General features: G+C 63.8%; 27 protein-coding genes. 13 read left to right on the top strand and 14 right to left on the bottom strand.

Going from position 1 to position 26,555, the window contains the following annotated elements; translation table 11 throughout:
* The first annotated feature begins 217 nt into the window (after window positions 1-217).
* Genes IG169_RS09430 through IG169_RS09420 form a run of 3 tightly spaced genes read left to right on the top strand, consistent with a single transcriptional unit; the run spans window position 218 to window position 3,104 of the window.
* Window positions 218-1,810, top strand: a complete 1,593-nt coding sequence (locus IG169_RS09430; RefSeq protein ID WP_193175939.1) for a sensor histidine kinase — start codon at window positions 218-220, stop codon at window positions 1,808-1,810.
* Window positions 1,788-2,714: a peptidoglycan-binding domain-containing protein gene (locus IG169_RS09425; protein ID WP_193175938.1), complete on the top strand. Its 927-nt coding sequence runs from the start codon at window positions 1,788-1,790 to the stop codon at window positions 2,712-2,714. Before IG169_RS09430 ends, IG169_RS09425 begins: the two co-directional genes overlap by 23 nt.
* Before the next feature lie 30 nt (window positions 2,715-2,744).
* Window positions 2,745-3,104 carry a DUF1491 family protein gene (locus tag IG169_RS09420; protein WP_193175937.1) on the top strand — a complete coding sequence of 120 codons (360 nt, stop codon included), beginning with the start codon at window positions 2,745-2,747 and terminating at the stop codon, window positions 3,102-3,104.
* Window positions 3,105-3,112: 8 nt separating this feature from the next.
* Here the strand turns inward: IG169_RS09420 and IG169_RS09415 are convergent, their stop codons facing one another.
* The 7 genes from IG169_RS09415 to IG169_RS24215 all read right to left on the bottom strand — a co-directional run bounded on the left by IG169_RS09415 (window position 3,113) and on the right by IG169_RS24215 (window position 10,311).
* Complete coding sequence (locus tag IG169_RS09415; RefSeq protein ID WP_193175936.1) at window positions 3,113-4,063, bottom strand: DUF2336 domain-containing protein; 951 nt, start codon at window positions 4,061-4,063, stop codon at window positions 3,113-3,115.
* Window positions 4,064-4,391: 328 nt separating this feature from the next.
* Window positions 4,392-4,946: a DUF1254 domain-containing protein gene (locus IG169_RS09410; RefSeq protein ID WP_193175935.1), complete on the bottom strand. Its 555-nt coding sequence runs from the start codon at window positions 4,944-4,946 to the stop codon at window positions 4,392-4,394.
* Entirely contained in the window at window positions 4,939-5,526 is a 588-nt protein-coding gene (locus IG169_RS09405; protein ID WP_193175934.1) for a DUF1214 domain-containing protein, read from the bottom strand. Before IG169_RS09405 ends, IG169_RS09410 begins: the two co-directional genes overlap by 8 nt.
* 57 nt (window positions 5,527-5,583) lie before the next feature.
* Window positions 5,584-7,752: a transglycosylase domain-containing protein gene (locus IG169_RS09400; protein WP_193175933.1), complete on the bottom strand. Its 2,169-nt coding sequence runs from the start codon at window positions 7,750-7,752 to the stop codon at window positions 5,584-5,586.
* 133 nt (window positions 7,753-7,885) lie between these two features.
* Complete coding sequence (locus IG169_RS09395) at window positions 7,886-8,266, bottom strand: DUF983 domain-containing protein (RefSeq protein ID WP_193175932.1); 381 nt, start codon at window positions 8,264-8,266, stop codon at window positions 7,886-7,888.
* A gap of 126 nt (window positions 8,267-8,392) precedes the next feature.
* Window positions 8,393-8,611 carry a hypothetical protein gene (locus IG169_RS09390; protein WP_193175931.1) on the bottom strand — a complete coding sequence of 73 codons (219 nt, stop codon included), beginning with the start codon at window positions 8,609-8,611 and terminating at the stop codon, window positions 8,393-8,395.
* Between the two features lie 152 nt (window positions 8,612-8,763).
* On the bottom strand, window positions 8,764-10,311 hold the full coding sequence (locus IG169_RS24215; protein ID WP_193175930.1) for a globin-coupled sensor protein: 1,548 nt from the start codon (window positions 10,309-10,311) through the stop codon (window positions 8,764-8,766).
* Between the two features lie 579 nt (window positions 10,312-10,890).
* On the opposite strand from IG169_RS24215, the gene IG169_RS09380 reads away from it, so the two are divergent.
* Entirely contained in the window at window positions 10,891-11,580 is a 690-nt protein-coding gene (locus tag IG169_RS09380) for a helix-turn-helix transcriptional regulator (protein ID WP_193175929.1), read from the top strand.
* Window positions 11,581-11,637: 57 nt separating this feature from the next.
* On the opposite strand, the gene IG169_RS09375 is transcribed toward IG169_RS09380, so the two are convergent.
* Together IG169_RS09375 and IG169_RS09370 are read right to left on the bottom strand one after the other, a co-directional pair.
* Window positions 11,638-11,856 (bottom strand): hypothetical protein, encoded by a 219-nt coding sequence (locus IG169_RS09375; RefSeq protein WP_193175928.1) that lies wholly within the window; start codon window positions 11,854-11,856, stop codon window positions 11,638-11,640.
* A 44-nt stretch (window positions 11,857-11,900) separates the two neighbouring features.
* Complete coding sequence (locus IG169_RS09370; protein ID WP_193175927.1) at window positions 11,901-12,962, bottom strand: GGDEF domain-containing protein; 1,062 nt, start codon at window positions 12,960-12,962, stop codon at window positions 11,901-11,903.
* Between the two features lie 474 nt (window positions 12,963-13,436).
* On the opposite strand from IG169_RS09370, the gene IG169_RS09365 reads away from it, so the two are divergent.
* Both IG169_RS09365 and IG169_RS09360 read left to right on the top strand, forming a co-directional pair.
* Window positions 13,437-13,853 (top strand): universal stress protein, encoded by a 417-nt coding sequence (locus IG169_RS09365; RefSeq protein ID WP_193175926.1) that lies wholly within the window; start codon window positions 13,437-13,439, stop codon window positions 13,851-13,853.
* A 73-nt stretch (window positions 13,854-13,926) separates the two neighbouring features.
* A complete protein-coding gene (locus IG169_RS09360; protein WP_193175925.1) occupies window positions 13,927-15,543 on the top strand; it encodes a BCCT family transporter in 1,617 nt (538 codons plus the stop codon).
* Window positions 15,544-15,555: 12 nt separating this feature from the next.
* On the opposite strand, the gene IG169_RS09355 is transcribed toward IG169_RS09360, so the two are convergent.
* Window positions 15,556-16,518 carry a DMT family transporter gene (locus tag IG169_RS09355; RefSeq protein WP_193175924.1) on the bottom strand — a complete coding sequence of 321 codons (963 nt, stop codon included), beginning with the start codon at window positions 16,516-16,518 and terminating at the stop codon, window positions 15,556-15,558.
* A 368-nt stretch (window positions 16,519-16,886) separates the two neighbouring features.
* Here IG169_RS09355 and IG169_RS09350 point away from each other — a divergent pair, with 368 nt between their 5' ends.
* Complete coding sequence (locus IG169_RS09350) at window positions 16,887-17,273, top strand: cupin domain-containing protein (RefSeq protein WP_193175923.1); 387 nt, start codon at window positions 16,887-16,889, stop codon at window positions 17,271-17,273.
* A 104-nt stretch (window positions 17,274-17,377) separates the two neighbouring features.
* Window positions 17,378-17,974: a TetR/AcrR family transcriptional regulator gene (locus tag IG169_RS09345; protein ID WP_193175922.1), complete on the top strand. Its 597-nt coding sequence runs from the start codon at window positions 17,378-17,380 to the stop codon at window positions 17,972-17,974.
* Between the two features lie 24 nt (window positions 17,975-17,998).
* On the opposite strand, the gene IG169_RS09340 is transcribed toward IG169_RS09345, so the two are convergent.
* Together IG169_RS09340 and IG169_RS09335 are read right to left on the bottom strand one after the other, a co-directional pair.
* Complete coding sequence (locus IG169_RS09340) at window positions 17,999-18,301, bottom strand: hypothetical protein (protein ID WP_193175921.1); 303 nt, start codon at window positions 18,299-18,301, stop codon at window positions 17,999-18,001.
* 86 nt (window positions 18,302-18,387) lie between these two features.
* Window positions 18,388-19,056, bottom strand: a complete 669-nt coding sequence (locus IG169_RS09335) for a sulfotransferase family protein (protein ID WP_193175920.1) — start codon at window positions 19,054-19,056, stop codon at window positions 18,388-18,390.
* A 97-nt stretch (window positions 19,057-19,153) separates the two neighbouring features.
* On the opposite strand from IG169_RS09335, the gene IG169_RS09330 reads away from it, so the two are divergent.
* From IG169_RS09330 to IG169_RS09320, 3 genes are all read left to right on the top strand, one after another.
* The gene (locus IG169_RS09330; protein WP_193175919.1) at window positions 19,154-20,125 is read left to right on the top strand and encodes a LysR family transcriptional regulator; all 972 of its coding nucleotides are present in this window, start codon (window positions 19,154-19,156) and stop codon (window positions 20,123-20,125) included.
* 153 nt (window positions 20,126-20,278) lie between these two features.
* The gene (locus tag IG169_RS09325; protein WP_193175918.1) at window positions 20,279-21,889 is read left to right on the top strand and encodes an FMN-binding glutamate synthase family protein; all 1,611 of its coding nucleotides are present in this window, start codon (window positions 20,279-20,281) and stop codon (window positions 21,887-21,889) included.
* 24 nt (window positions 21,890-21,913) lie between these two features.
* Window positions 21,914-22,252 (top strand): hypothetical protein, encoded by a 339-nt coding sequence (locus IG169_RS09320; protein WP_193175917.1) that lies wholly within the window; start codon window positions 21,914-21,916, stop codon window positions 22,250-22,252.
* Between the two features lie 145 nt (window positions 22,253-22,397).
* Here IG169_RS09320 and IG169_RS09315 read toward each other — a convergent pair whose 3' ends face one another.
* Window positions 22,398-23,519, bottom strand: a complete 1,122-nt coding sequence (locus tag IG169_RS09315; protein WP_193175916.1) for a TauD/TfdA family dioxygenase — start codon at window positions 23,517-23,519, stop codon at window positions 22,398-22,400.
* 219 nt (window positions 23,520-23,738) lie between these two features.
* On the opposite strand from IG169_RS09315, the gene IG169_RS09310 reads away from it, so the two are divergent.
* Window positions 23,739-25,058 (top strand): DNA-packaging protein, encoded by a 1,320-nt coding sequence (locus IG169_RS09310; protein ID WP_193175915.1) that lies wholly within the window; start codon window positions 23,739-23,741, stop codon window positions 25,056-25,058.
* Between the two features lie 30 nt (window positions 25,059-25,088).
* Here IG169_RS09310 and IG169_RS09305 read toward each other — a convergent pair whose 3' ends face one another.
* The gene (locus tag IG169_RS09305; RefSeq protein WP_193175914.1) at window positions 25,089-25,970 is read right to left on the bottom strand and encodes an SDR family oxidoreductase; all 882 of its coding nucleotides are present in this window, start codon (window positions 25,968-25,970) and stop codon (window positions 25,089-25,091) included.
* Between the two features lie 97 nt (window positions 25,971-26,067).
* On the opposite strand from IG169_RS09305, the gene IG169_RS09300 reads away from it, so the two are divergent.
* Window positions 26,068-26,505, top strand: coding sequence for a winged helix-turn-helix transcriptional regulator (locus tag IG169_RS09300; protein WP_193175913.1), 438 nt, complete (start codon window positions 26,068-26,070; stop codon window positions 26,503-26,505).
* The last annotated feature ends 50 nt before the right edge of the window (window positions 26,506-26,555 follow it).

Genomic DNA, 26,555 nt, shown 5'->3' with positions numbered 1-26,555 from the left:
TGTGAACCGCGCGTTAACCATAACGCTAAATCTTTGCCGCTTTCCCTCCCGACAGGGCAATTCGGCTCCGCCATGCCGCGTCATTTATCCATTCATTAAAGGTGAACTGCGATTTTGGCGGCGCGGCGATGGTTGCCGCGCGTGAATGTGTTGTGAGTTGCGATTCTTGGCCTTCCTCGGTTCCATATCAGAGCAGTATCAGACGGCGCTTTGCGACATGGCCCGGCGATCGGTCGGCCATGGCCAGAAGGGCGCGTCCGGGACGGATGCCCTGCGTACGTTCCTGGCCGAACGCCTCATCGCGCTGGGTGCGGGCGCCGTCTTCGTCGTCGCGCCCGTCTGCATCCTGCTGAGCGGCTTCGGCCTGCCGGGCACCTATGGCGCGGCGGCAGCGATCGCGCTGACCTATGTCGCGATCCCGTTTCTGGCGCTCGGCTGGCTGAGCATTTCGAGCACGCCCTGGATGGCCGGCCTCTTTGCCCTGGCGAGCTGGAGCGCTCTTGCCGGAGCGCTCGTCGCCATATCGCCGCTTCTCGCGCTAACCAGCGGTCTGGTGCTGTTCCAGGTCGCGGGCGGCACGCGCACCGCCGAACGGATCCGCGCGTTGATCGTTCCCGCCGAGCGCGCCGCGCCCGCGGCCGAAGCGGAAGACGCGGAGATCGCGGCAGAGGACGAAACAACGACACTGGAGTTGACGCCCGAAGGCGTCATCGAACGCGTGGCGGGCCATCGCGACACGATCTTTCGTCCGCACCGCCTCTTCATCGACCACGTGCATCTTGCCGACCGGATCGCCTTCCTCGGCGCCTTGTCGGACGTGGCAAAGGCCCGCAAGACGGTTGCACCGGTCTCGGTGCGCGTCAATCTCGCCAAATCGGGTGAGCCGCAGTCCTTCAAGACCGTGCGCGCCGAACTGCTTCCGAGTGCCGTCGGCGTTGCGCTTGCGCTGCATGAGCCCGCCGCGCAAACCGATGAACAGGCGGCAGCGTCCGAAGAGGGCACGGCGGTCCAGAAGCGTTTCCTGGCGACGGTCAGCCACGAATTGCGCACGCCGCTCAACTCGATCATCGGCTTTTCCGATATCCTGCGGCGCGACCTCTTCGGTGCGCTCGCCAATGACCGCCAGCGCGAATATGTCGAACTGATCCACAGTTCCGGCACGCATCTCCTGTCGGTCGTCAACACGATCCTCGACCTGTCGAAAATCGATGCCGGCACCTATGGCATCCAGCGCGAGCCGTTCGATCTCAATGGCATGGCCGGCGAATGCGTCTCGATGCTCAAGCCGCAGGCCGATGCCAAGGGGCTCACGCTCGATTTCGTGGCCGCGCCGGAAATCGCGCAGGCCGACGGCGACCGCCGGGCGATCAAGCAGGTCGTGCTCAATCTCCTCTCGAACGCGGTGAAATTCAGCGAACTTGGCGGCACCGTGCGGCTTTCGACCGAACGCCGCGAACGCGGCGTCCTGATCAGTGTTTCGGATACGGGGATCGGCATGACCGGCGAGGAACTGGCCACGATCGGCACGCCTTTCATGCAGGCCGACAACTCCTATACGCGCGCCTGCGAAGGCACCGGTTTGGGGCTGACCGTGGTGATGGGCATCGTGCAGTTGCATGGCGGAACGCTCGATGTCGAAAGCGAACCGGGCGAGGGAACCCGCGTGACGGTGTTCATCCCGGAAAGCGCCAGCCGTATCGCGGGCACGCGCGGCCACCAGATCGAAGCGGAGGAGTTTTCAACCGCCCGGCGCCTGCAGGGCGAAACCAATCGCAAGGTAAACGGAAATGCAGTTCGACTCGCAGGATGACGAAATGACGGTCTTCTCGGCCATTCGCGGCACGGCGTCCTATCTCGGCGAAGTGATTGTCGCCAATCCCGGTTCCGCCGGCGCGGTAACGGCGTTTTGCGTCGCGATGACGTTCTTCACGGCCAACGCGGTCTATTTCCAGGACCACCAGCACCCGTCGGCGCTTTTTGCGACCCGTCCGGAATTGCTGCGCCTGGTTCCGCAGAGCGAAGTCGCGAAGACGGACAGCAAGACCCGGGTCGCCGAAAGCGAGCCCAATGTCAGCCGCTTCGAGCTTCAGGGGGCGGAATCGCGGCAATCGGCGCATGCCGAGGTGCCGTTGTCCGCGCCGGTGCCGATGCGCCGCCCGACAATCGTCGCCGTCGAACAGACGCCAAAGCCCGTCGAACTCGCGCCGGGCGGCGACACCGGCATTGCCGGCATCCAGGAACTTTTGACCAAGCTCGGTTACTACGACGGCGACGTCGACGGGTTGCGCGGCCCGAAGACGGATGCCGCCATCGAGGACTACAAGAACAAGGCCGGCTTGCGCGGTATCGAATTGTCTGACGCCCAGCTCGTCACGTCGATCAAGAACAATCTCGACGTGACCGCCGCCATTCCGGCGCCGCGCCCGGTGGCGGAGAGCGCCGGCGAGGGCGAAACCGTCGCCGAACTGATCGCGACCGGCGAGGAGCAATCGGCTCCGGTGCCGTTGCCTTCGCAGATTCCGTCGGCCGAAGTCGTCAAGGTGCAGGCGGCGCTGCGGGCGTTCGGCAACACCGACGTTGTCGTCGACGGGGTCTCCGGCGCGCAGACGGAAGCGGCGATCCGCGAGTTCCAGGCCCTGTTCCATCTTCCGGTGACCGGCGAAATCGACGGCATCCTGCTCGACAAGATGCGTGCCGTCGGGCTTATACAGTAGGGCATTCCCGCCGCCCGCAACGGAGCCGCCTTGGCCAGCCGGTTAACCTCATCGATCTTCGTTTCCGCCACCATTCGCCGCGTCAACGGCGCTGGCGGTTTCGCAACGGTATTGCGCCGCGGTTCGGACGAGGCCGGCGCAATCTTCATTTGCGTGCCCGGCGAACGCGGCGAGGGCGCGGCGCTTTACGGCCAGGCGCCGCAGAGCGTCTTTGCCGACCATGAGGCAGTCATGATCGGCGGACGCCTGTTCGAACTTATCGGCGAAGGCCTTGCGCCCGAGGAACTGGACGCGCGGTTCCAGCGCGAAGCGCGTCTCGATCCCGATTTCTGGGTCGTCGAACTGGAACTGTTCGGCCGGCCGGTGACCGAATTCATCGATATCGTTTGAAGGCCGCGTCAGGCGACCTTCATGAAGCTGTCGCCCTCGATCTCGGCGCGGTCCGCGTCCGATGCGCCGGCGAGGTTCGGATCGTTGACGGCAAGCGCTTCGCGGGCCAGAGCGAGGAGGTCGTCGCTGCGCCACGCCCAGACCTTCCTGACCGCCTGGTCGGCGGTGATTTCGCCGTAGACGGCTTCGAAGCGCGCGGAGACCTCGGGATCCTCCGCGAGGTCCGGCGCCAGCGCCGTGAAGACCATCAGCGCCTTCCTGACCGGCATTCCGATGAAGCGCAGCATGTAGATCAGGTTTTTCGAGGTCGGATTGGTGCACAGCGCCGTTGCGCTGACAAAGGTGATCGCCAGCGCGTCGGCGACGGCGGTGCGGAACAGCACCGGATTGGGATCGCGCGCCAGCGAGATCAGGTCGTCATTGTCGATCGGAACGACCGGGCGCGCATGGCCGGCAACGTCGCCATGCATCAGGGCCTGGAACTGGTCGAAGGATTGCGCCTGTTCCGGCGGCATCGCGTCGTCGAGACGGCGGCGCAGATCGAGCGCCCGGTTCACGGCCTCGCTTTTGAGCGATCGCAGCGCATCGAGGACCGGCGTGCCGAGATTGCCCCGTCGCGCGATGGACCGGGCATGCTGTTCGCCGTGCTGGGAGAGAATGGCGAGAAGTTCGGCGTCGTTGAGCAGCTTGCTGCGCGTCAGGATGGGCGAGCAGACCGCGGCCGGAAAGTCGCACAGCGCCAGCAGCAGCGTCTTCGGCGCGAACTCGTTGGTCGCGAGGCTCGCCGCGATCCGGCGGCGGCTGTCGTCGCCGACGAGCTTCAGGAGCGGGAGGACGAGATCGACCAGCCGGATTATCTCGCTGCGCAATGGCCGCGGGCGTAAACAGAATTCCCTGACCGCGTTGACCGCGATGTCGTCATTGTCCGTGTGATCCGGGGTTTCGAATGCCTGTGCCATGATTAGCCCACCGCCCATGCTTGTTTCGGTGGCATGAAGCTAGCGGCGAAGCGTTAGCAAGTTGTTAACCATGAAATGTCAGGTCTTAGGCAGTCGCATTCTGCGAGCGAGGTATAGGACATGGCACAGGTTGTCGCGTTCCCGGCATTCGCTCCGCGTACCAACCGGCGCAAAAGCACGACATGCCGGGCGGATGGAGACAGCGTTTTCGGCAAAGTCATCGTTTTCACGGGCGTCTGGCACGAGCGCGTGGAAAAAGACGCCGTCTGCGAAAAGCCGAAAAAGGTAACGAAGCCAAAGAAATAGATCCGCCCGGCCAAGGCCTATTTTAGAGCGGATTGGCCCTGCAGTCGACACTTTGCAGGAACTCCTCGGCGACCGGCTCCCAGGTCGCGTCGGGGCGGAAGGTCCTCACCACCACGAAGCCCTCGCTGCGGCTGGCCTCGGCCATGATCGCGTTGGCGAAGTCGGCGCGGGGATTTTGCTGCAGGGCCCGCAGTTGAAGCGGCAGCGCGACGACCAGTTCGAGATCATCGGTGGCGACAATACGGTCATTGGCCGAAAACACGATGCGGCCGAAATCGTCGAGGACGGCGACCGACCAGAAATCGCCATTGCCCGGCGCGGTGATGGAAAAGACGCCGTCGGACAGGTCGTAACGGCAGGCGGTCACCGCAAACATCGGATCGAGCGAGCGGGCGGCGGCGATGAGCGGTCCGTCTCCGTTCCGGTCGAGGCGGGCGGGCTGATAGAGCGACGTCTTGGCTTCGATCTGGCGCCAGACGTCGTTTGCCGACAGATGCGGCAGCATCAGCACGATCGCCACATGGACGAGGGCCGCGCCGACAAGGCCGACCAGGGTCGCGTGAAGGAACCTAGCCATGGATGCACCCCGCCCGGGTTACCTTGGGCATGTGCAGGTCGCTGAGCCCGGTGTCGCTCGCGACCGACGTGTCGTAAAGCGACAGCGACAGGGCGAACGGGCCCGACGAGCCGGCATAGATCCAGTTGCCGGGCTGCGGCCGCGGCGCCACGCGGATCCGGAACGTGCCGTCCCGAAACCTGACGATATTGCGGGAATACAGCCCGACCGGAATGCCGGGTGCCTGGATGGAATAGGGAAAGCCGTCGCGAAGGACTTCCAGCGTCCAGCGCCGCGCGTGCGGGGTTTCGCCGACGATCTCGTAGATGCAGCCGGCGTCGAACGGTTCGCCGGCGTCGTCGGCCCGCCGGATGAATGTCAGGCCCTCGGACGCGGCCAGCGGCAGCCCGCCGGACCGTGAGAAATAGGCCTGCGAATACGGGTCCGGATGATCACCGCCGATCGCCGGATTGGCTGTCCAGCCATCGATATCCATGACGCCGAGCAACGGCAGTTGGTTCGTCGCCCAGACCGCCGAGGCAATGCCCAGTCCGAGCGCCAGGGCGACGCCGTAAAGCATGGTGATGAGATCGCGGATCATTCGGATGTCATGCCGGAAAGCGTCAGAAAATCAACAGGGCTGGCACGGCGGACGGTATCAGCGCGGCAACGTGCCCGCAATCGTCAGCTTCTTGGGATTGAGCGGTTTGGCTTTTTCCAGCTTGTCGCCGAGCGCGCGCAGGAAGTCCGATGTCTTTTGCGACAGCACACGAGGCCGCTCGCGCCGCTCCGGCGAACCGTCGGCAACCGCGTCCTCCTTCTTCTTTTCGTCCGGCTTCACCTCCGGCTGCGGAACGCCGGGGATCGGCTTCAGTTCGATGCCCTGGTGCGCATAGGTCATGATCCGCTGCCAAGTCATCGCCGGCAGGCTGCCGCCGGTCATCCGGTTGGTCGGCTTGTAGTTGTCATTGCCGTACCAGACCGCGGCCGTGAAGTTGCCGGTGTAGCCGACGTACCACGCGTCGCGATAGGACTGCGTCGTGCCGGTCTTGCCGGCCGCCGTCGTCATGGTCAGGTCCGCGCGCCTTCCGGTTCCCCATTTCGGGACATTGGCCAGCATCTCGTTCATGTATAGCGCCGCCTGCTTGGACAGAACGCGGTCGCCGGTATTGTCGGAGTCGCGGCGATTGTAGAGGACTTCGCCGGACGGCGAGATGATCTGCGTGAAGGCATGGCGGCGGTGCGCGTAACCGCCCGTGGCGAAGGTCAGGTATCCGGTCGCCTGGTCCAGAACCGTCATCCCCGACGTGCCGAGCACCATGGTGTGATGGCGGATGATCGGCGAGGTGATGCCCATCTTGTGCGTCAGTTCGACGATCGGCTCGGTGCCGCCGATATAGTCGCGCGCCAGCAGCACCGGAATGGTGTTGATCGATTTCGCCAGCGCCGTCGCCAGCGTGACGTTGCCGCGATAGGACCGGCCGTAGTTCTTCGGCGACCAGTTGCGCCAGGTGATCGGGCCGTCGCGCACGACGGTGTCGGGCGTCAGGCCCTCTTCCATGGCCACCGCATAGACATAGGGCTTGAAGGAGGAACCGGCCTGCCGTTCGGCGGAGGTGGCGCGGTTGAACTGGCTCTCGCCATAGTCGCGTCCGCCGACCATGGCGCGCACCGCGCCATTGTTCTCGATCAGCACGACCGCGGATTCGTCCACGTCATACTGCTTGCCATACTGGCGCAGGAAGAACTGCACGGCCTCCTCGGAAGCGCGCTGCAGGTCGAGGTCGATCGTCGTGCGTACAGTGAACGAACGATAGGGCAGGTGCTCGGAAACGACGAAGTCCTTCACCTGGTCGAAGGCCCAGTCGAGGAAATAGTCCGGGCTGTCGGCGGTATTGCGCAGGACGACGTCGGCGGGATGACGGCGCGCGCCGGTGACCTGGCCTTCGGTCATGAAGCCGGCCTGGACCATGTTGGTCAGCACCTCGTTGGCGCGCGCGCGCGCCGCCGGCAGGTTGACATGCGGGGCGTATTTGGCCGGCGCCTTGAACAGGCCGGCGAGCATTGCGCTCTCGGCAAGCGTCACGTCGCGGACGTCCTTGCCGAAATAGAATTCCGCCGCCGCCGCGACGCCGAAGGTGCCGCCGCCCATATAGGCGCGGTCGAGATAGAGCTTGAGGATCTCTTCCTTGGAGAGATTGGCCTCGAGCCAAAGCGACAGGAAGGCTTCCTTGATCTTGCGCGAATAGGTTCGTTCGTTCGACAGGAACAGGTTCTTGGCGAGCTGCTGCGAGATCGTCGAACCGCCCTGGACAACGGTGCCCGCCCGCGCGTTTTCCGTCATCGCGCGAATGAGGCCGACGAAATCGAGACCGTAATGCTCGAAGAAGCGCCGGTCCTCGGTCGCCAGCACCGCCTTGATTAGATGGTCCGGCAGTTCCTTGATCGGCACGGCATCGGTATGCAGGATTCCGCGCTTGCCGATCTCGTTGCCGTAGCGGTCGAGAAAGGTCACTGCGAACTCGTCCTGGCTGCGCCAGTTGCCGGCGATCTCCTCCGACGCAGGCAGCGCCAGCATCAGCATGACAATGAGGCCGCCAGCCCCGAGCGTCGCGCTTTCGCTCAGGAGTTCGATGAAGAAGCGCTTGACGCCGCGAACGCGGAACCGCCGGAAAAATATGACGACCTCTTCCCAGAACTCGCCGGCGGCAAAGCGCGACTCGTACATGTTGGAATCGACCCAGGCATCGACCTCGAGCAGGAAGGACGACTTCTTCACGGGCGGTTTTTGGCCGTCCTCTTCGCCGATTTTAAATGGATCTTCCATGGTGGCCGCCGCAAACCCTGCACGATACGCTACGCTTGGCGTCCCGGCTGCTTTCCCGGACCGGGCCCGTATTGCGTTGCATGCCCCTTGCTCGATTCATGCCGCATTTGCGCGGCCATCTCAAGCGCGATCTCTAGTCTTGGTTATCCAGTTTGCCCTGTTCGGCCTTGTGAAAGTACTGGCTGGCGACGAGCCAGCCCTTCACTGGCCGAAGCGGCAGGATCGCGAAGATGATGATCAGCGGCACCGTCAGGATCGCGGTCAGCCAGTAGGACATCCCGACGCCGAGGATCAGCCACAGCACGATGCCGAGCACCGGTACCGAGGCGATCAGCATGACGAAGAAGGCCGGACCGTCGGCCGCATCGGCGAAGGTGAGGTCGAGCCCGCAGACGTCGCAACGCTCCTTCAGCGAGATAAATCCCTTGAAAATCGTGCCCTGTCCGCAACGCGGGCATTTTCCTGCCGGTCCCGTGGTCATCGGGGGCAGGGGCGGATACTGGTCGTCGGTCATGTGCGGCTCCGTTTCCCGATCACATAGTGGATACGGACGCGAAAAGGGAGGGGCGGAGTGTCGCGCAGGGTGCAAAGCCGCAATTTTTCGCCGGCAGCCGGCGGCGCGCAGGGCATCGCGGCCGCTTCAGTCTTCCATGATCGCGTCGAGGGTCTCTGGATCGCCCATCGACGGCTTCACTCGCGCGCCGAGCGCGTCGATCGGGCCCTTGAAGCGGTCGTGCAGCCGCATCAGCCGCGTCCGGCCCTCGGTCATGGCCGGGGTCTCTTCGAATTCTCCGGATCTCGACCATGTCCTCGTCCCGCTTGCGGGGGACACGATGGTTTTCGATTTGACTGTCCGCATTTCGAAAATTCCTTCCTTGAAAAAACGCAGTTGCATTCGCTCGGTCAATCGGCGTCCGACGCGATACGATTGCGCCCGGTCTGCTTTGCGTCGATGAGCTTCATGTCGGTACGCCTGATCAGTGTCTCGGCATGATCGTGGCTGCGTGCATATTACGCACGCAATCGACCTCGCTCCGGCACAACGGAGTTGTTTTCGTGACCATGCTCCCGATGCGCGCCCGCGGCGGCCTGGGTCCGGAAAATCGCGATCAAGCGATTGATCGCATCGACCTCGCTTCCGAGGGAATGGCTGCTCGCGGTGAGTTCCTCGGCCATCGCGGCATTCTGCTGGGTTCCCTGATCGGCCGACAGGACAGATGAGTTGACGTCCTGCAAGGCCGTCGACTGTTCCCGGGTGAGCTCGGTAATCGCCATCACGTGAGTAGCGACTTCCTGCACTTCCGATACGATTGTTCCGAGAGCCGAGCCAACCTGCCCCACGAGCGCTACGCCGTCCTTGACCTCGGCCCCGGACGCGACAATCAGCTGATTGATATCCTTTGCCGCGCCAGCCGAACGTTGCGCGAGTTCCCGGACTTCCTGTGCCACGACGGCGAACCCTTTCCCGGCCTCTCCGGCGCGGGCGGCCTCGACCCCGGCATTGAGCGCCAGCAGGTTCGTCTGGAACGCGATCTCGTCGATGACGGTGATGATCTTGGCTATTTCCTCCGAAGACTGGCTTATCCGGCCCATGGCAAGCGTCGCCTTGCCGACGATTTCTCCGGATTGTTCGGCGTTCGTCTTCGTGCGCGTGACCAGTGCGTTGGCATCCGCGGAGCGCGTGGCGGCCGACTTGACGGCCGCTGTGATCTGCTCGACCGCGGCGCTCATTTCTTCCACAGACGCCGCTTGCTGCTCCGCCCGGCGGGAGAGGTCGTCGGCAGCGGTTCGCACCTCCCTGGAACCGGAGGCGATCCCCTCCGCCGACCCGCGAATTTGCGACAATGCGTCGTCCAGCTGATTAAGCGCCGCGTTAAAGCTTGCCTTCAACGAGGCATACTCTTCCGGCAAGTCGTCGGTGATGCGTGCGGTCAGATCGTGCTGGCCGAGCCTGGAAATCGCCTCACCGAAGCTCGTGACGGCTTTCTGGACGGTCGCCATCGACTCCATTTCGACACGCTTTCGCGCCGCCTCGGCTTCCTCGATGTGAACGGAAATGGACAGGTCCATGTCGAGCAAAATGCTTTTCAAGACAGCCGACAGCAATTTTGCGACGTCGCTCGCGGAGTGTTGTTCTTTCGAGAACAATCCTGCCTTGGGCCAGCTCGAATTCAGGACTTCGGTGACGATCTGCTCACTTATCAGCGCGTAGCCGCCGATATACCAGCGCGGATCGAGGCCGATCCGGGCATGTACCGACCCGATGGCGCGGACCCGGCTGACATAGTCCTCGTCGTAGACGCCGGCGCAAATGGTAGCCCAGTGCCGGATCTGCGCCTGCTTTGCGCCCTTCATTTGTCCTTTGGACGAAAAGAACGCGGCCGCGCGCGGTGTCTTCGCGACGACCTCGTAGAACCGGTCCAGTCCCTTTTCCAGCGAATCCTCGATCAGCTTCTTCCGGTTGCGGATGAGCCTCATGCTATCGGAATCAAGGCCGAGAAACTTCAGGCGACCTTCAAGGTCGCTGTCATTGGAGCGTTCTTGTGTGACGGTGTTCATGTCGTTCTATCCGTTCGGCTGTCGGGAAGCTCTCGTGCACGATTCGGCAATGGAAGCCGTGAACACGAGTGTTCGACGCAATCGCAAATCAGTGCGTGAAAAGAGGTTTCATGCCTGCGGAGAGGCGGCGCCATAACACGGCGGATCGCAACATCGACCATTGCAAGATATTGCAGGGGTAGGTTTACGCGCGATGTCCGTCGTACTACTGAAATCGATAGTCAGAATCGGCTATGCGGATGGAGTAGCGCCCCGGCTGGTGGCAGAAATGCCGCTCTACAAAATTCGTTGCGATGCGGGCAAAACCCTTAAAATACGGCCTGTTTCGGGCGTATTCCCGACGCTGCCGACCGACTCCGCCGCTGCCCGATCCTGGCGGCGTTGCCGGCGAAAAGCGATGCCTGATCGCGGTTCGTAATCGGGTGGATTCCGGAACGTGTCGTTGTGTGGTATTGCCGTTGCGTAACGTTACTGCAACGTGATGTAACATCGTTGCCGTGATTCGGAGAGTTGCCGGGTGTGAGACAGGACGCTGCAATAAGGGTTCCGTTGTATGAGTCCACGCGTCGGGCAGAGGAGATGCTCGACGCGGCCGGTACCGTCTATGACATATTCCAGGTTCTGAAACGTATTGGCACGGAGTTCTGTCTACCGCACTTTCTTGTCACCGGCGCGCCGCGGCCGGAACCGAGGCAATTTGCCAACCGGGTCAAGCTGACCAATTGGGACAACGAACTGCTGCAACTGTGCATTGAGGAAAAGGTTTTCGAACAGCCTTTGTTCACGCATCCGCGCATATCGGTGCTACCGAGCGCCGCCAGCTGCTCGGATTTCATCGAGGCGCCGCGATACGCCGCTCTCCATTCCACGCTCAGGCATCTGATCAATCGCGGCCATGACACATTCGCCCATTTCCCGGTCATGGCTGACAACGGCGTCTGGGGCGGAATCACCTTCACCGGCTCGCGCGAACCGGTTACGAAGCAGGAGATGATCCATCTGGAGCACATCGCTGCGCTCACATTCGTCAAACTGGTTTCTCTGTCTGGAGTTGAGGACGAGGAAAATCCGCTCAACCGGCGCGAAATCGAATGCCTGCGCCTGACCGCCGATGGCATGAGCGTGAAAGATATCGCCGTGAACGTCGAAATTTCCGTTCACACGGTGCAATATCACATCAACAACGCGGTGAGAAAACTCGACGCGAAGAACAAGGTCCACGCAATCGCGATCGCCCTGGGCAAGGGCTGGCTACACGATCCGTCGTAGCTTCGGATCAGGCCTTTTCGACTTGCAATCGGCGGCGCACAGGGCATCGCGGCCGCTTCAGTCTTCCGCGAACTCGTCGAGGGTCTCCGGATCGCCCATCGACGGGTCCAGCCGTGCGCCGAGCGCGTCGACCGGGCCCTTGAGGCGGTCGTGCAGCCGCATCAGCTGTGTCCGGCCCTCGATGATGCCTGGGGTCTCGCTCAACTCGCCGGATTTTGACCATGCCCTCGTCCTGCCGGCGAGGAACACGATGGTTTCGGATTTGGCTTTCCGCATTTCGAAAATTCCTTCCGTGAAAAATCGCGGTTGCATTCACCCGGTTAATCGGCATCCGACGCGATGCGATTGCGCCCGGTCTGCTTCGCTTCCAGGAGCTTCATGTCGGCGCGCTTGATCAGAGTCTCGGCGTCGTCGCTTCGTGTCGCCTGCGCGATGCCGAATGTGCTCGTCACCTTGCCGATCGGGTTGTGTCCCTTCGAGACGACCAGATTTGCGCGCCCTAGCTGCGCCATGATCTGCTGCATGAGCAGTTTCGCGTTGGCGGAGGTCGTCGACGGCAGGATGATCGCGAATTCCTCGCCGCCGTAGCGCGCGACGATGTCGCGTCCCTTCACGTTCTTCTGCAACAGCGCCGCGAAGTAGCGCAGAACGTCGTCGCCGACCTGATGGCCGAAGGTGTCGTTGACGAGTTTGAAATGGTCCAGGTCGGCCATGACGAGATTCAGTGGCGAACCGGTCGCGAAGGCATCGGCGATGAACCTGGGCAGGGCCCTGTCGAAATAGCGGCGGTTGGCAACGTTCGTCAGCGGGTCCTTGAACTCGTTCTGGCGCGCTTTTTCGAGCTGGGCGCCCAATTTGCGGACTTCGATGCGGATCTGGTCGAGGCTGTGGCTCAATTTCACCGATTCCGCCCGCATCCGGCCGTTGTCGACAAGCAGGAACTCGACCGTCTGCTGCAGCTTCGCCGGATTGGCGGTCGCCGTCATCGCGTTGGCCGATTTCTTCAGCGTTTCCGCGAAACGGTCGTTCGAGCCGATATGTCTCTGGACGAGACCGATGGCCTTGTGCATCTCGCGATCCAGATGAAAACCGGCCAGTTCCTGTTCGCGGCGCTGCTCCTCGCTCAGTGCCAGGAATTCACGGTGCAACTGGTCGAGTTCATAGGAACTGACGGCCCCGTTTGCGGCGATCAGTTTCCTGATCTCCTGACAGAGCTTCTCCGGCTTGCCGGCGGCGAACGCATACCAGATCTCGTAGATCTTCGGGACCGGCGGGGTGTTGTACGTTTCGGCGAAATGAAGCGCCCTGGACGCCAGCGCAACCGGATCGTCGTGGCCGCCTCGATCCGGTTTGCCGGAATGAAGATTCTCCGTGTCGAGCATGTCTGGCTGTCCGGGTTCATGCGCCGTCGGGAGGGCGGCGGCTTCACGTCACGAAAGGAAATTGTCGGGAGTATCTCGGCGCAGCCGAGGAAAGAACCGGCTTCATGCCGGCCGCATCATGAAGAGTTGCATGTAATAATTCGCGGGTATTCGTTAACATACCGGTAACATCGAATTCTGCGGCGGAAACTGGACTCAGGAGTTCGCCGGCAAGGCCCGGTGCAGCGATCCGGCGCGCAATTGCTTGACCCGCAACCACCTTTCTCAGAATCCGCCGACGGCATCGCCGAATTCAGGCGCCGTGACGGCGGATGGTTTGCCCCGGGCGGCGGGTTCGGGTTAGCCTTCGGGTCGCAATCGGAAAATCTTCCACCGTTTGGGCGACAGAAATGTGCGCCTCGCAAGGGGAGATTTCTTCAAGGGAGAGACTATCGGGACGGCAATCCCGACGAGAACTACGACCGGGAGGGGAAGATGTACAAGAAGATCATGGTGCCGATCGACTTGGCGCATGCCGACAAACTGGCGCTTGCGCTCGACACGGCGGCAAATCTGGCGAAACTCTACAGGATCCCTGTCACATATGTGGGCGTCACCGCGTCCTTGCCCGGCCCGCTCGGGCACAATCCGGCCGAGTATGCGAAAAAACTGAAGGCGTTTGCCGACGACCAGGGCGTGCGCCATGGCATCGCCACGGAGTCCATGCCGGTCGTCAGCCACGACCCCGCGGTCGACCTCGACGAGGCCCTGGTCAAGGCAGTGCACGAGACGGGCGCCAACCTCGTCGTCATGGCGACGCATATTCCCAATGTCGCGGACCACATCTGGCCGTCGAACGGCGGCCGGCTGGCGACCCACACCGACGCCTCCGTGTTCCTCGTGCGCCATTAGGCGAAACGGCCGCGCCATCGCGGCAATCACGAACGATCGGCAATTCCGGGAAAGACCCCAGGAGGAAACCCCAATGAGCGACACCACCGGCATTCCCGCCCCAGACGGCCCGACGGCCCTGATCGATACCGAATACGAGATCGGCCAGGACAACATCACGACGAGTATCGGGCCATTCGGTCTCGATATACACAATCCGGTTTTCGCGATTTCCGGCCTGACGATCGTCGCCTTCGTGTTGGTGACGCTGGCCTTTCAGGAATCCGCCGGCGCGGTCTTCAACGACCTGCGCGTCTGGCTGACCTCGACCTTCGACTGGTTCTTCCTGCTTTCGGCCAACGTCTTCGTGCTCCTGTGCCTCTTCCTGATCGTTTCGCCCTACGGAAAGGTGCGCATCGGCGGCAAGGACGCGACGCCCGACTATTCCTATTCCGGCTGGTTCGCGATGCTGTTCGCCGCCGGCATGGGCATCGGGCTGATGTTCTACGGCGTCTCCGAACCGATCTCGCATTTCTCCTCGTCGGTGGCGGAAAATGCCGGTGCGCCGGACAGCTGGGCGCCGCTCGGAGGCGCAGCCGGAGACGCCGCGGCGGCGCGCCATCTCGGCATGGCGGCGACGATTTTCCACTGGGGCCTGCATCCTTGGGCGATCTATGCCATCGTGGCGCTGGCGCTGGCCCTGTTTTCCTACAATAAGGGCCTTCCGCTGACGATGCGTTCGGTTTTCTACCCGATCTTCGGCGAGCGCGTCTGGGGCTGGACGGGACACGTCATCGACACGCTCGCGGTCTTTGCGACGCTGTTCGGGCTGGCGACGTCCCTTGGCTTCGGCGCCGAACAGGCCAATGCCGGCCTCAACCATATTTTCGGCCTGCCGGTAAACGACGTCTCCAAGGTCGTGCTGATCGTCGCGATCACCGGCGTCGCGCTGATGTCGGTGGTCGCGGGCCTCGACGCGGGCGTCAAGCGCCTGTCGGAAATCAACATGGTGCTGGCGGCGCTGCTGCTGGCGTTCGTGCTGCTCGTCGGGCCGACGCTCGCCATCATCACCGGCTTTTTCACCAATCTCGCCGAATATGCGCGTTACCTGCCGGAACTCTCCAACCCGTTCGGGCGCGCCGATGACAATTTCCGCCAGGGCTGGACATCCTTCTACTGGGCGTGGTGGATCTCCTGGTCGCCTTTCGTCGGCATGTTCATCGCGCGTGTCTCGCGCGGGCGTACGGTGCGCGAATTCATCATCGCCGTGCTGATCGTCCCGTCGGTCGTCTCTGTCTTCTGGATGACGGCCTTCGGCGGCACGGCGATCAGCCAGATCGTCAATGACGGCTATCAGACGGTCGCCGACGCGCCGCTGGAACTGAAGCTGTTCGCCATGCTGGAGGCGTTGCCGCTGCAGGCGATCACCTCGTTCATCGCCATCATTCTGGTGATCGTCTTCTTCGTGACGTCGTCCGACTCCGGTTCGCTGGTGATCGACACGATCACCGCCGGCGGCAAGGTGGACGCGCCGGTGCCTCAGCGCGTGTTCTGGGCGTCCTTCGAGGGCCTCGTTGCCATCGCGCTGTTGCTCGGCGGTGGGCTCGGCGCGCTGCAGGCGATGGCGGTGTCGACCGGCTTCCCGTTCACCATCGTCCTGCTGCTCGCCTGTTTCGCGATCCTGAAAGGACTGCACAGCGAACCGAGGTGAGGGGCGAACGCCTCAATTCCGGTTCTTCTGCCGGAAGAATTTCGGCCTCGGCGTCGGGCCGGCGTCGTATCGCGGATTGGCGGTGCGCAGAACCGGCCGGCGCTCCGAGACGTTGGCCCGGCTTTCGCGCCAGACGATAAAGACGCCCGACGCGATGATGATCCCGGCGCCGGTCGCCACCATCGTGTCGGGCCGCTCGGAAAAGAAGACGATGCCGTACAGCGTGGCCCACAGGATCTGGCTGTATTGCGTCGGCGCGACGACGGCCGCCGGCGCGAAGCGGTAGGCGGTGATCGTGCCGAGCTGGGCCACGACGGAGAGGAGGCCGACGCCGGCCATCATTCCGAGCGACGGCAATTCGACCGGCACGTAAACCGCCGGCAGGATCGCTCCCATCACCAGGATCGACGCCAGCATCGGATAGAGGATCAGCACGGCGGAGCGCTCCTCGCTTCCGATTTTCCGGATGATGATCGCGGCAAGCGAACTTGCCAGCGCGGCGCAGAGCGCGGCGAGATGGCCGACGGACAGCTCGGTGACGCCGGGGCGCAGCACGATCATCACGCCGACCAGGCCTGCGACGACCGCCGCCCAGCGCTGCGCCCGCACCGTCTCGCCGAGCAGCGGCACGGAAAGCGCCGTGATGAGCAGCGGGGTGGCGAACAGCAGTGCGTAGACCTCGGCCAGCGGCAGGGTGACGAAAGCGAAGAAGGCCGAACTCATCGCGGTCAGCGACAGGAGCGACCGCGCCAGCAGGAGCCAGGGATGGCGTGGCCGGAAATTACCGGTGGACTGGTCCGCCAGCACCAGGATCGCCATCGGCACGAAGGCGAACAGCATGGCGAAGAAGATGATCTGGAAGACGGAATAGTCGGCGCCCAGCGCCTTGATGATCGCATCATGGGTGGCGAACAGGCCGAAGGCGAGGAACGCAAAGCCGAGGCCGCGAACCGGCGAATTGCTGCCACCCTGCATCTGGATGCTCCCTGCCGACTGGTGCGAATCCCGTGTCCCGGGTGACGATAGGGGAAAGTGCGCGGCCGGTCATCCCGGTTTGGGCGTCACGCCAGGAGCCAAGGGCCGCTGTTGCCTTCCATCGGCGCCGGCCGAGAAAGCCGGTCATGCGCCGGAGTGAAACAGATCGAAGGCCGCAAGAGTGAAACTGTGGCGGTCACCGGCGATTGCGGAGTGAGGGCACCCCATTCACGCAAAGGAAGGGCGCCCGAATGCGGCGGGCAATGATCGCGCGCCGGCTTTCATTGACAGTCGAGCCGATAGGTGGGATGTTTCGTGAATAGACCGGTCGGTCTATTTCTTGAAACCGGCTTGCGGGAGTTATCGCGATGCATGTAGCAAAAGACCAGGTGGACACCAGAATGCAGATTCCCGGCGCGGTCATCCGCCAGCGCAAGGATTTCGGCGACGCAACCGGGTTGGGCAAGATCAGCGGCGAATATTTCACGCTGGCCGCTGGCGTCGACACTACGCCGCTGTTCCAGGGCCTCGAAGGCAATCTCTGCCAGTGCCCGCATTGGGGCTTCGTGCTCAAGGGCGAGATCACCACGACCGACGCGCAGGGCGGGCAGGAAACGGTGAAGACCAACGACCTGTTCTACTGGCCGCCGGGCCACAATGTGCGGATCGATGCCGATGCGGAGCTGATCATGTTCAGCCCGCAGCACGAGCACAGCCATGTCATCGACCATATGATCGAAAAGACCGGCGGATAGACAACCGGCCGGCGTCCGCGAGATTGTCGTTGCGGGCGCCGCCGCGGCCGGTAGTGTCGGGTGGCGGCACGACGCCGCACCATGAAACGAACATCCGGGCACCAATGCACCCAACCAAGAAACGCCTGATCGATGTGGGCCTGCCGCTGATGCTGCAGCGCGGCTACAACGACCTCGGCATCCAGGCGCTGCTTGCCGCCGCCGGGGTTCCAAAGGGCTCCTTCTATCACCACTTCACGGACAAGGAGGATTTCGCGCTGCAGGTCGTCGATGCCTATGTGGCGCGGGTTTCCGCCGATCTCGACACCGCCCTGTCGGACCGGTCGCTGCCGCCGCTTGCGCGCGTGCGGCGCTTTTTCGACCTGACCCGGGAAATGTATCGCGAACAGGGCTACCTGGGCTGCCTGCTCGGCGGGCTCGGACAGGAACTGTCCGGCATCAGCGAGGTGTTCCGTCACAAGATCGAAGGCTGCTTTTCCGGCATTGCCGGCCGCATGGCGGGCTGCCTGGAAGAGGCGCGCGAAAGAGGCGATATCCCGGCCGACAGCGACACGGACCGGATGGCCGACCTGCTGGTCGACTGCTGGGAAGGCGCGGCGCTGCGCAGCCGCATGCGCCAGGATCCCGCCTCCCTGAATGCGATGCTGGATTTTTTCCTTGATTCCGTGGCTGCGGGCGACGAGGCGCGGTCTTTCGCCTGACCGGATACGGTCACGACCGGGCCGTCACGCCGAGGCGGTCAGCGCACCGCCCACGATCTCGCCGATCGAACGGCTCACCGGCCCGGCCATGAACGGCCGGATATGCTCGGCGAACCATGGCGCGCCGACGTTCTTCGAAATCTCGTCGAGCGCTTCGCGGGTTTTATACAACACGAGAATGATTCCCTGCCGGTCATCGGTCCGGATCAGGCAGCCGCCGCCGAAATCCGGATGGTCGATCGCCTTGTTGAATGCGTCGAACTTGCCGGCGAGTTCGCTCCACTCGGCATCCGGCCTGATCTGCAGGTGATTGACGATGGCATGCATGACGGTTCTCCTTCGCGTCGTTTCACGGGTGAAGCACGGGTCCGGGAAGCGTTTGCCTCCCGGAAGCCTGCTCCGGCCTGTCGCTGTCAGGCTTCGGCCGCCTGGCGGTCCGCCGGCATGGCGATATCGGGCTCGCCGCCGAATTTCGCCCAGAACTCGTCGCGCTGGTTGCTGCGCGGGAACGCTTTCGCCGGCACGGGCACGTCGAGGAAGCGGCACAGCGGCTCCCAGCCCTCGGCGACGTCGAACACCAGCAACCGGTCCGCCGGGATGGTCTCGCGCACGAGCGCGTTGTTCCTGCGGTAGGCCGCGATGGCCGTTTCGCGGCTGATATGGCCGCCGAAGACGGGCTTGATGATCAGTTCCTGCATGGTGTCGAAGATGCCGGCGATCTCGGGCGGCAGCGGCATCGACCGGTAAATCGACATGAACTTGCCGATGGTCTTCTCGAAGCTCTTCCACCAGTCGTCCTCGGGCCGCTCCGTGTGGACGATCTTCGCGTCCGGGAAGGCGATCGCGGTCTGGCGCCAGACCGCCGCGCCCGGCCAGTCGACCTGAGATTTGTAGCCCTCGAAGACCTCCTCCCAGTCGACCTCCTCGCCCGCGGCGACCGCTGCCCAGCGGGCCGGCTGCGCCGGATTGCCCATGACCTCGACCATCTGGTGGCAGGGCCCGAAGCCGAGTTCCTCCAGCGCCAGTTTGGTCGACAGCGTTCCTGTCCGGCCGAAGCCGCTTCCGATGACTTTGAGTGCCATTTTCTCTTCCTCTCGTTATGTTTGCATCGTATCGTCGATGCCGGAGCCAGCTTGTGCCTCGGGGCGGCGGAAACCTAACGAACAGTTTTCAGGTCAGATGAACAAAATTAACCTGGCCCGCATCGATCTGAACCTTCTCGTCACATTCGAGGCGCTGATGGACTTGCGCTCGGTCACGCTGGCGGCCGAGCGGCTCGGCCGGACGCCCTCGGCGATCAGCCATGCGCTGGCGCGGCTGCGCGAGCAGGTCGGCGATCCGCTGATGGTGAAGGTCGGCGGCAAGATGCAGCCCAGCCCCTTCGCGCTCAAGCTGATCGAGGACATCAAACCGTTGCTGCGCGGCATCGAGCGGGTCATCAGCCCGCCCGACGCATTCGATCCGGCGATCAGTCAAAGGGTGTTCCGGCTGGCGATCCCGGCCTTTCCGACTCTGTTATCGACTGTCTCGCAACGCGTGCTGGCCGAGGCGCCGCATGTCGATCTCGAATGGGCGCCGGTCAGTCCGCTGTCCAATGCGGCGCTCGTGGAGGAACGACTTGACCTCGCCATGCTCTCGCCGGGTACGTCGCCGCCCGACGGGCTGGAGGCGTGGTTCTCGCCGCCGACGCGCCGGCGGGTCTTTGCGCGAGGCGACCATCCGGCGATATCGGACTGGGGAATGGATGCCTGGCTTGCCTATCCGCATGTCGTGGTCGATATCGGCGGCGCCGGCCGCCAGACCGTTCAGGACGCAGTCGAGCGCGACGGCCTCCAACGCCGCATCGGCGCCAAGGTTGCCGAATTCGCCGGGCTTGCGCCGCTGATCTCCCGCACAGACAATCTGGGCACCTTCGCTCCGATCGGCATCGCAGAGGACGCCCAGGCCTTCGGGCTGGCGGTTCTCGAGCCGCCCATCGACATGGCGCCGGTCTCTTTCGGCATCGCCTGGAATGCCCGGCTCGCCAACGATCCCGCGGTCCGCTGGATCCGCGAAATCGTTATCTCCGCTTACGAGGATACCGACCGCAGGATCAACGCGATCGTCTCGGCGACCGACATCGTCCGCCCGAAGGCCGCTGGCAGGGCCTGACGAGAGGCCGGATTCCGCATCCCGCCCGAAACCCGCAGTCACGCCGCCGGCAATTTCAATGCAGGCGTCAGCATCGATTGTCGTTGGACGAAGTGCGTCAAGACACCCTAAAGTGGCGCCCTGAATGTAGAATCAAGCCGGAGAAAACGTCCCATGGTGCGCCTCGAGTCTCTGGAGCGATATTCCGTTTTCGTATGCGTTTTGGGATTGACCGCCGTGTCGCTGGCTCTGGTTGCCTGGAGCGCCTGGTTCTGGCTCACCTTCTTCGGCTTCGCCGTGCTGTCGGCGGTCGGCGTTTACGACGTCGTGCAGACCAGACACTCGATTCTGCGCAACTATCCCGTCATCGGTCACATGCGCTTTCTCTTCGAGGGCATACGGCCTGAAATCCGCCAATACCTTATCGAGAGCGACCAGGACGAAGAGCCGTTTTCGCGCGACGAGCGTTCCATCGTCTACCAGAGAGCCAAGGGCGTCGAAGACAAGCGGCCGTTCGGCACCCGGCGCAGGGTCTATGACGCCGGCTACACGTGGCTGACGCATTCGATCAAGCCGACGACGCTGGTCAACAGCGATTTGCGGGTCACGATTGGCGGGCCGGATTGTCTTCAGCCGTATAACGCATCGCTCTACAACATTTCGGCGATGAGCTTCGGCGCGCTGTCGGCGAATGCCATCCTCGCGCTCAACACGGGCGCCAGGAAGGGCGGATTTGCACAGGATACCGGCGAGGGTGGTATCAGCCGGTATCATCGCCAGGGTGGCGGCGACCTCATTTTCGAGATCGGATCGGGTTATTTCGGATGCCGCACCGCCGACGGCAAATTCGATCCCGACCGGTTCGAGGAACTGGCCGCGGATCCGCAGGTCAAGATGATCGAGGTGAAGCTGTCCCAGGGCGCCAAACCGGGCCATGGCGGCATGCTGCCGGCGGCCAAGATCACGGCGGAAATCGCCGAGGCGCGCGCGGTTCCGATGGGGCAGGACTGCGTTTCCCCGGCATCGCACAGCGCCTTTTCGACGCCGCTCGAAATGATGCGGTTCCTCGGTCTGCTCCGGGCGCGATCCGGTGGCAAGCCGGTCGGCTTCAAGCTCTGTATCGGGCATCGGCGCGAGTTCATGTGCATCGTCAAGGCGATGCTGGAAACCGATATCGTCCCCGATTTCATCGTGGTGGACGGCAAGGAAGGCGGAACCGGCGCAGCGCCGCTGGAGTTCGCCAATCATGTCGGCATGCCGCTGGTCGACGGTCTGACCTTCGTTCACAACACCCTGCGCGGGGCGCGATTGCGCGACCGCGTGAAGATCGGCGCGGCGGGAAAGCTGGTGACGGCTTTCGACATAGCCCGCGCGCTGGCGCTGGGGGCTGACTGGGCGAATTCGGCCCGGGGCTTCATGTTCTCGATCGGCTGCATCCAGGCGCAGGCGTGTCACACGAACCGATGCCCGGTCGGTGTCGCGACGCAGGACCCTTTGCGGCAACGCGCCCTCGATGTGACCGACAAGTCGGAGCGGGTCGCGCGGTTTCACGGAAATACGATGAAGGCGCTGGGGGAAATGGCGGGCGCCGCCGGTCTCGATGATCCGCGGGCGTTTCTGCCGCATCATTTCATGCAGCGGGGAATGGACGGCGAGATGATATCGGGCAATCAGGCATTCCCCTATCTGCCCGAGGGGTTCCTGCTCGATGGTGACGAAACGCATATCGACGATCTCGATCGCTGGAACCGGGCCGACGCGCGAAGCTTCGATCCCGTCGCCTGAACAAGACACCGGATTCGACCCGCCATGACGAAATCGAAGCTCGAGGAACTGGAAACGCGAATTGGCGCCGCGACGGGCGAAGACCGGGATCTCGACCGCCTGATCAAGGACACGCTTGCCGGCGGAGGTGAACCGGCGCTGCGCTATTCGTCCTCGGTCGACGACTGCATCGCGCTGATCGGAGCGGTCTTGCCGGAATGGGCTTGGCACATCGGATACGGGCCCCGGGGAATCATGCCCTATGCGAACCTGCGCCTCCGGACGGCGAAAGACGGATCCGACAGGCGCGTGGAGACGACGGCGCCGACCGTGCCGCTCGCGCTGCTGCAGGCTACCGTCAAGGCGCTGTTGTCGGATCGGTGAGGGGACGAAGCCCGCCGATTTTGGCGATGTAAAAACAGGAATAAATTCCTTGACACCGTCACGGTGCTGGTGTAGCCTTCGGGCATAATCGCAGAAATGGGCAAACGGGCCGGGTGCTTCGCACCGCGGCCCTTTTCTTTGGCGGTCAGGAACCGGCCGTTTGCGCCAGCACGCGCAGGCGGCTGTCGAATTCGCCGCGGTCGACATAGAAGCCCTGGAGATGGCGGTGGCCGGTCGCCGGATCGAAGGCGGCGCGGCCATGCAGGACGCGGCGGTTGTCGAAGACGACCATCTCGCCGGGCCGGAGCGCGAACTCGACCGCATAGGCCGGATCGCGCGTCGCGGCCATGAAGGCGCGATAGGCGCGGTAATACGCCGCCAGGGTTTCCGCCGGCATGTCGAATACATCGGCGAGGTGGGCGTTCCAGCAGATTTCGGTCACCGCCCCGCCGTCATCCAGCGTGATGACTTCGTGGCGACGCCGGATGTCGACGTCGCCATCGTGAAACCGGAACGGGATCGGGATGGTCGACAGCAAGTCGAACGCGTCGGGCGCGTTTCGGCGCAGGTCTTCGGCGATGGCGTAACCGTCCGCGAAGACCGAACCGCCGCCGACCGCCTCGTTGGCGAGGCAATGCAGGAACTGGTAGCCGGGCGGCAATTCCTGGTTCGGCAGGTCGGTGTGCAGCGGCAGCGCTACGGCGGTATAGGCGAGATTGTTCGGATTCGGCTTCGATTTGACCTCGAAGACCGTGCCGAAATTCGTTTCGCGCAGAAACCCTATGCGCCGGGCCACCGCCATGCCCGCCTGCGGGTCGTCGGCGAGCCCGTCGACCAGCGAGATGCCCCAGGCGCGGGTTTCGGCGAGCCAGTGCGCGAGTGCGCCGTCGTCGGCGAGCAGGGACGCGGCGTCGCCTGTCGGCAGGTCCTGCCGGGCGATATCACCGCGCCACGGTTTCGCGGCGATCTCGGCCGGGTCGGGAAGCGGCCGGCCGGGCGCGTGTTGCGCCAGCCAGTCGAGCGAAAAGCGGCTGCGATGGCCGTCGTCCTCCCAGGCGACGGTGACGCAATCGCCTTCGACGCTGACGTCATGCGCGGAAAGATCCGCCGGAATCGCGAGCAGATCCTGCATGCGTTCCTGGGTTTCGGGATGCCAGGCGCTCGGGCAATTGTCCCGGAGCCAGATGAAAGGAAAATTCGCCTGCGTGCCATCAGGCCATATCACGCGCAGCATGCGTTGTGCGCGCAGTTGATCCACTACGGTCATGGATTCGTCCTCTTCAGATGTATGGAAAATGGAAAGGCCCTGCCGTCACCGGGGTGGCGGCCACCATTTGTGGGCTTTCGCATGCGGGGCGTTCTGCTGACGCCCAAGGACAACGGGCATGATGTGTTTCCGCCGTGACTGACGAAATGTAGCGCTGGTTGCCCGAGCCGGCAATCGGTTTGATCCGGGCGGCCATTGCCGAAGCGCAGGGGACGCTCGATGACCTCATTGCTCGACACCTTGCCGCGCGAGATACTGATCGGCCTGTCGGAGACGGACGATGCCCTTCTGCGCACCCTGTTCCGGCATGATTGGCGTATCTTCGCCCGGCCGGGCCAGTTGCCGCCGCCGGGTGACTGGCGCAACTGGCTGATCCTCGCCGGGCGCGGCTTCGGCAAGACGCGGTCCGGCGCCGAATGGGTGCGCGGGCAGGCAAAGGCCGGGGCAGGGCGCATCGCCCTGATCGCGCCGACCATCGCCGATGCGCGCGACATCATGATACGCGGCGAAAGCGGGCTGCTTTCGGTGTGCTGGGAGGGCGATTTTACGCATGATGGGCGCTGGCTCGGGCGGCCGGTCTACCAGCCGACCATGCGCCGCGTGGTCTGGGCCAACGGCGCGGTGGCGATGATCTTCTCCGCCGAGGAGCCGGAGCGCCTGCGCGGGCCGCAGCACGAGAAAATATGGGCCGACGAGATTTGCGCGTGGACCTATTCGCGCGAGACCTGGGACATGGCGATGTTCGGCCTCAGGCTGGGTGTCAATCCGCAGGCCTGTATCACCACGACGCCGAAGCCGTTGCGCCTCATCAAGGAACTCGCGGCGGACCCGGCGACAGCAGTCACAAGAGGCTCGACCTTCGATAACGCGATCAACCTCGCGCCGGGTTTTCTCGACGCGGTGCTCGCCAAATACGAGGACACTCGCCTCGGCCGCCAGGAACTCCACGCCGAGATCCTGGAAGAGGCCGATGGCGCGTTGTGGACGCGCAGCCAGATCGACGGTCTGCGGCGGCGGGAGGCGCCGAAGGATTTGAAGCGCATCGTCGTCGCGGTCGATCCGCCGGCGGGCTCGAAATCGACCTCGGACGCCTGCGGCATCGTCGCCGCCGGGATCACCGGCAACGGCGTCGCCCATGTGATCGCGGATGCGAGCCTGCGGGCGGCAAAACCGTCGGCCTGGGCGGCGAAGGCGGTGGCACTCTACGAGACGCTCGGAGCGGACCTGATCCTCGCCGAGGTCAACCAGGGCGGCGACATGGTCGAGGCCGTGATCCGGCAGATCGATGCCACCGTGGCGCTGAAGAAGGTACATGCCAAACGTGGCAAATGGCTGCGCGCCGAACCCGTTGCCGCGCTCTACGAGCAGAATAGGGTGACGCATGCGCCGGGACTTGGCGCTCTGGAGGACGAGATGTGCGAGTTCGGCACGGACGGATTGGCGTCCGGCCGCTCGCCCGACCGGCTCGACGCCATGGTCTGGGCGGTCAGCGAATTGCTGCTGGGGCGGCACGGTGAGCCGCGGGTGAGGGGGCTTTGAGCCCCCTCGATCAGGCTTCGGTTCTCGCCGTCAGGCCGCCTTGCGTGTGGCGATCGCCGAGGCGACCGTCTCGGTCCACGGCGTCGTCGGACGGCCGATGAGACGCGACAGCGTGCGGCTGTTGTCTTCGAGCGCGCCTTTTGCCGTGCCGGCATCGCTGTCGGCCAGCAATTCGGCGAATGCCCTAGGGAGGCCCGCGCCTTCCAGCGCGGCGGCATAATCGGCCTCGCTCATGTCCGCATAGGCGACGGGCTTGCCGGCAGAGTTCGCGATCGCCGCGGCGAATTCGGCCATCGAGAAACTGTCGTCGCCGGCGAGTTCATAGACCACGTTTTCGGCCGGCGCATCCGCCGTCAGGACGGCAACGGCCGCCTTGGCGTAGTCCAGGCGCGGCGCGCTGGAAATGCGGCCGTCTCCCGCCGCGCCGATATAGGCGCCGTGTTCGATGGCCGGATCGATCGAGCCCGTCTTGTTCTCTGTATACCAGCCGTTGCGCAGGAAGGCGTAGGGAATGCCCGAGGCCGCGAGGTCGGCCTCGGTGGCGCGGTGTTCGACAGCGAGGCCGAGCGGAGACGTGTCGGCCTTGAGGATCGAGGTGTAGGCGATGAAGCCGACGCCGGCTTTTTTCGCCGCCGAGATGGCATTTTGATGCTGGACAGCACGCTGGCCGATTTCGGAGGACGAGATCAGCAGCAGCCGGTCGATATCACGGAAGCCCTTTTCGAGTGACGCGGGATCGGTGTAGTCGCCGAACCGGACCTCGATGCCCTTCGCCTCGAACGCGGCGGCGGATTCCGGCCGGCGCACGAGCGCGACAATATTTGCCGCGGGTGTTTTCTTGAGGAGGTCGGCGATGACCAGCGTGCCGAGTTGGCCGGAGGCTCCGGTGACGAGATATTTTGCGGTGGTCATGGTATTGTTCCTTTCAGGTTTGTTTTAGGTCTCTAAATGAGGTATGGTCTCTTTTAGTTACCAACTCTCGGAAGGCGATGGAAGGAGGCACTTTTTCATGACCAAGGCACATGAAGGTAACCTCCCGGCCGTGACGGAAGAGATGAGCCAGCGTTTCGACGCCTGGCAGGAAGCGGGGTTCGACGCCGCGAATTGCCCGGTGCGTGACGTGCTGGACCGGGTCGGCGACAAATGGTCGGTCCTGATCCTGACTGCGCTTGCCGAGGAGCCGAAGCGGTTCAGCGCGCTCAACCGGGCGGTCGGCGATATTTCGAAGCGGATGCTGACCCAGACGCTGCGGACGCTGCAGCGCGACGGCCTGGTGGACAGGACCGTCTATCCGACGACGCCGCCGACGGTCGACTACCGGCTGACGGAACTCGGCCACTCGGTACTGGAGCCGCTGTCGGCGCTGATCGCCTGGGCCGAGACGCGCCATGACGACATACGCGCCGCGCGCAACGCCTTCGACGAGGACGAAGCCGTAGCGGCATAGTCAGCTGCCGCGAGAGGCAGGGCAGGAAAAGGGGCGCTTGCGGCCCCTTT

Source organism: Oricola nitratireducens (assembly GCF_014904745.1).
Taxonomy (GTDB): Bacteria; Pseudomonadota; Alphaproteobacteria; order Rhizobiales; family Rhizobiaceae; genus Oricola; species Oricola nitratireducens.
This window is presented reverse-complemented; position numbering and strand designations above follow the sequence as displayed.

Excerpts from the sequence above, each read along its gene's own strand:
- IG169_RS09430 (WP_193175939.1), top strand. The coding sequence starts at position 218 with ATGGCCCGGCGATCGGTCGGCCATGGCCAGAAGGGCGCGTCCGGGACG.
- IG169_RS09425 (WP_193175938.1), top strand. The coding sequence starts at position 1,788 with ATGCAGTTCGACTCGCAGGATGACGAAATGACGGTCTTCTCGGCCATT.
- IG169_RS09415 (WP_193175936.1), bottom strand. The coding sequence starts at position 4,063 with ATGGCACAGGCATTCGAAACCCCGGATCACACGGACAATGACGACATC.
- IG169_RS09410 (WP_193175935.1), bottom strand. The coding sequence starts at position 4,946 with ATGGCTAGGTTCCTTCACGCGACCCTGGTCGGCCTTGTCGGCGCGGCC.
- IG169_RS09405 (WP_193175934.1), bottom strand. The coding sequence starts at position 5,526 with ATGATCCGCGATCTCATCACCATGCTTTACGGCGTCGCCCTGGCGCTC.
- IG169_RS09400 (WP_193175933.1), bottom strand. The coding sequence starts at position 7,752 with ATGGAAGATCCATTTAAAATCGGCGAAGAGGACGGCCAAAAACCGCCC.
- IG169_RS09395 (WP_193175932.1), bottom strand. The coding sequence starts at position 8,266 with ATGACCGACGACCAGTATCCGCCCCTGCCCCCGATGACCACGGGACCG.
- IG169_RS09390 (WP_193175931.1), bottom strand. The coding sequence starts at position 8,611 with ATGCGGACAGTCAAATCGAAAACCATCGTGTCCCCCGCAAGCGGGACG.
- IG169_RS24215 (WP_193175930.1), bottom strand. The coding sequence starts at position 10,311 with ATGAACACCGTCACACAAGAACGCTCCAATGACAGCGACCTTGAAGGT.
- IG169_RS09380 (WP_193175929.1), top strand. The coding sequence starts at position 10,891 with ATGCTCGACGCGGCCGGTACCGTCTATGACATATTCCAGGTTCTGAAA.
- IG169_RS09375 (WP_193175928.1), bottom strand. The coding sequence starts at position 11,856 with ATGCGGAAAGCCAAATCCGAAACCATCGTGTTCCTCGCCGGCAGGACG.
- IG169_RS09370 (WP_193175927.1), bottom strand. The coding sequence starts at position 12,962 with ATGCTCGACACGGAGAATCTTCATTCCGGCAAACCGGATCGAGGCGGC.
- IG169_RS09365 (WP_193175926.1), top strand. The coding sequence starts at position 13,437 with ATGTACAAGAAGATCATGGTGCCGATCGACTTGGCGCATGCCGACAAA.
- IG169_RS09360 (WP_193175925.1), top strand. The coding sequence starts at position 13,927 with ATGAGCGACACCACCGGCATTCCCGCCCCAGACGGCCCGACGGCCCTG.
- IG169_RS09355 (WP_193175924.1), bottom strand. The coding sequence starts at position 16,518 with ATGCAGGGTGGCAGCAATTCGCCGGTTCGCGGCCTCGGCTTTGCGTTC.
- IG169_RS09350 (WP_193175923.1), top strand. The coding sequence starts at position 16,887 with ATGCATGTAGCAAAAGACCAGGTGGACACCAGAATGCAGATTCCCGGC.
- IG169_RS09345 (WP_193175922.1), top strand. The coding sequence starts at position 17,378 with ATGCACCCAACCAAGAAACGCCTGATCGATGTGGGCCTGCCGCTGATG.
- IG169_RS09340 (WP_193175921.1), bottom strand. The coding sequence starts at position 18,301 with ATGCATGCCATCGTCAATCACCTGCAGATCAGGCCGGATGCCGAGTGG.
- IG169_RS09335 (WP_193175920.1), bottom strand. The coding sequence starts at position 19,056 with ATGGCACTCAAAGTCATCGGAAGCGGCTTCGGCCGGACAGGAACGCTG.
- IG169_RS09330 (WP_193175919.1), top strand. The coding sequence starts at position 19,154 with ATGAACAAAATTAACCTGGCCCGCATCGATCTGAACCTTCTCGTCACA.
- IG169_RS09325 (WP_193175918.1), top strand. The coding sequence starts at position 20,279 with ATGGTGCGCCTCGAGTCTCTGGAGCGATATTCCGTTTTCGTATGCGTT.
- IG169_RS09320 (WP_193175917.1), top strand. The coding sequence starts at position 21,914 with ATGACGAAATCGAAGCTCGAGGAACTGGAAACGCGAATTGGCGCCGCG.
- IG169_RS09315 (WP_193175916.1), bottom strand. The coding sequence starts at position 23,519 with ATGACCGTAGTGGATCAACTGCGCGCACAACGCATGCTGCGCGTGATA.
- IG169_RS09310 (WP_193175915.1), top strand. The coding sequence starts at position 23,739 with ATGACCTCATTGCTCGACACCTTGCCGCGCGAGATACTGATCGGCCTG.
- IG169_RS09305 (WP_193175914.1), bottom strand. The coding sequence starts at position 25,970 with ATGACCACCGCAAAATATCTCGTCACCGGAGCCTCCGGCCAACTCGGC.
- IG169_RS09300 (WP_193175913.1), top strand. The coding sequence starts at position 26,068 with ATGACCAAGGCACATGAAGGTAACCTCCCGGCCGTGACGGAAGAGATG.